This window comes from Inquilinus sp., assembly GCF_057815775.1.
Genome location: NZ_JBYRFX010000689.1, coordinates 1 through 2,474, shown reverse-complemented (window position 1 = coordinate 2,474; position 2,474 = coordinate 1). Strand labels below are relative to the sequence as shown.

4 protein-coding genes are annotated in these 2,474 nt (G+C 69.2%); 2 read left to right on the top strand and 2 right to left on the bottom strand.

Annotated elements, in window-relative coordinates; all coding sequences use genetic code 11:
• Positions 1 to 555: TetR/AcrR family transcriptional regulator (locus AC3XYG_RS23960; RefSeq protein WP_489142377.1), on the top strand; the 555-nt coding region annotated here is incomplete at its 5' end.
• 73 nt (positions 556 to 628) lie between these two features.
• Positions 629 to 796: a hypothetical protein gene (locus AC3XYG_RS23955; protein ID WP_489142376.1), complete on the top strand. Its 168-nt coding sequence runs from the start codon at positions 629 to 631 to the stop codon at positions 794 to 796.
• Between the two features lie 28 nt (positions 797 to 824).
• Here AC3XYG_RS23955 and AC3XYG_RS23950 read toward each other — a convergent pair whose 3' ends face one another.
• Positions 825 to 1,613, bottom strand: a complete 789-nt coding sequence (locus tag AC3XYG_RS23950; protein ID WP_489142375.1) for a DsbA family protein — start codon at positions 1,611 to 1,613, stop codon at positions 825 to 827.
• Positions 1,614 to 1,726: 113 nt separating this feature from the next.
• Positions 1,727 to 2,474 (bottom strand): tetratricopeptide repeat protein (locus tag AC3XYG_RS23945; protein ID WP_489142374.1); only part of this gene is annotated, 748 nt, incomplete at its 5' end.

Sequence of the window (2,474 nt, the reverse complement as noted above, 5' to 3'; positions counted from 1 at the left end):
AGGGCGCGGATCGAGACGGAGGCCATCCGTCTCTTTGCCGAACGCGGCGTCGAAGGCACCTCGGTGCGCGACATCGCCGCCGCCGTCGGGGTGAGCGAGGCGGCGCTGTACCGCCATCTGTCGTCGAAGGATGAGTTCGTGGCGGATCTGTTCGCCACCCGCTATCTCGAACTCGGCCAGCAGGTCTACGCGGCACAGCAGGGGCTGGCCGGCTTCGCTGCCCGGATGGGGGCGATGGTCGAGGCCTGCTGCCGGCTACACGACCAGGACCCGTCGCTGTTCCGCTTCCTGCTGATCGTCCAGCACCGGGCCCTGCCCAACTTCACGCCGGACCAGCCGAACCCCGGCGATGTCATCGGCGCCGTCATCCTCGACGGCATCCGGGAAGGCGCCGTCACGGTCGCCGATCCCCAGCTCGGCACCGCGATCGTGTTCGGCTGCGTGTTGCAGCCGGCGATCTTCCGCCTCTACGGCCGGCTGGACCACGGTCTCTCGCACTATGCGCCAGTGCTGACCGCCGCGATCCTGCGGGCGCTCGGCGGCACGGCCGCCTGAGAGGCTCCGCGAACCCCGTCCGGCGATCCCGCCGGGCGTCCGTTCCCCATCGTCTCAGCCAATGGAGACGTTCATGATCGATCCGTTTGTCGTCCTGGTGATGATCGCCGTGATGATCTGGCTCGGCGTCCAGGTGCTGACCCAGCGCAGCGCCATCCGCGAGCTGGAATCCCGCCTCGACGGCATCGATGACGAGGTGGCGCCGCCAAAGCGGTCCAGCCGGCGGCAGGTCTCGGCCTGAGACCCGCCGCCGTGCCGGCCCGGGCTGCTCAGCCCGCGCGGTCCTTGTCGATCTGGCTCTTCAGCGCGTCGAAGCCGACGGCGCCGGGGATGATCTGGTCGTTGATGACGAAGGCCGGCGTGCCCTGCACGCCCAGCGTCTGCGCCAGGTCCATGTTGTCGCGCAGCTCGGCCACGACCGACGGGTCGTTCATGTCCTTCTTCAGCTTGTCGAGATCCAGCCCGACCTGGCCGGCGACCGAATAGACCACGTCGTCGGTCAACTGGCCCTTGAAGCCCATCAGCTTGTTGTGGAAGTCGAGATACTTGTCCTGCTTCTGCGCCGCCAGCGAGGCACGGGCGGCGGTCACCGAGGCCGGCCCGAGGATCGGGAATTCCTTCAGCACCACGCGCAGCCCGCTATCCGCCTTCATCAGCCGCTCGAGGTCGGGCTGCGACCGCTTGCAGTAGCCGCACTGGTAGTCGAAGAACTCGACCAGCGTGACGTCGCCCTTGGGGTTGCCGATCACCGGCGACGACGGGCTGCGGAAGATCTGGTCCGCCTTGCTGGACAAGGACTTGCCCTGCGACTCGCGCTCGTCGGCATCCTTCTTGGCCTGGTAATCGTCCAGCGCCTGCACGATGACCTCGGGGTGCTCGCGGATGTAGTCGCGCACGATCTGCTCGATCGCGTCCTTCTGCGCCGGGGCGATGGCAGGCGACGACAGGGGGGCCGGCGTCTGCTGGGCCTGCACCGCGGGCACCGCGATCGCCAGCGCGGCGACGGCGGCCATGGCGGCGAGGCCGGCGGACCAGGGGCGGTTATGGCGGCGGAACATCCGGGCGTCCTTTCGGTGGAGCATGTCTCTCTACTCGCCTTTCGCGGCGGCATGATCAAGAGTTACGCGGTCGCGGGCGGCATTCAACCGCAATCGCCGACATATCGGGCGGATCAGCCCGGCTTGTCCTCGGCCTGGCTGCGCAGATCCTGGGCCCGGCGCCAGCCAGGCGACCCGTGGGGCAGCAACTGCAAAGCGCGGTCGACCTGGGCCCGGGCGTTCGGCAGGTCGCCGCGGGCGAGGTTGTCCTCGGCCAAAGCGAGAGAGGCCTTGCCCATGTCGCCGACCTTGCCATAGGCGGTGCCCAGCAGGCGCCAGACGATCGGCGGCGTCTTCTCCGGCTCGACGCTGGCCCGCTCCAGGTCGCGGATCGCGCTGCGCAGCTCGGCATCCGATCCGCGGTCGATCTTGGTCTGCGCCAGCGGGATCAGCAGCAGGGTCTCGCCCGGCAGGATGGCCAGTGCCCGCTCGTAATAAGGCCGGGCCTCCACCAGGCGGCCGGTTTCCAGCAGGATCTGGCCGCGCAGCTCCAGGAAATACGGGTTGCGCGGCTCGGTCTTGATCAGCACGTCGGTCCGGCTGAGGGCGTCGGCGAAGATGTTGCGGCGATAGGCGCCGATCGCCCGGGCATATTGCGCCGCCAGGCTGGTGTCGCTGGCCGGATAGGCCCGGCCGACGCTCTCCGGCGTCATGAAGCCGATGATCTTGGCCCGGATCCGGGCGAACTGGTCGTCATCGCCTGCCGGCATGGTCGTCGGCTGCGGCGTCTGGGCGATGGTGGCCTGCACCGCCTCGATCCGGTCGGACGTCAGCGGGTGGGTGCGGGTGTAGGGGGAGCCGTCCGGGTGGGTCAGCTCGGCA

Bases quoted from the DNA above. Each gene is read 5' to 3' on its own strand.
- AC3XYG_RS23955 (WP_489142376.1), top strand. From the start codon at position 629: ATGATCGATCCGTTTGTCGTCCTGGTGATGATCGCCGTGATGATCTGG.
- AC3XYG_RS23950 (WP_489142375.1), bottom strand. From the start codon at position 1,613: ATGTTCCGCCGCCATAACCGCCCCTGGTCCGCCGGCCTCGCCGCCATG.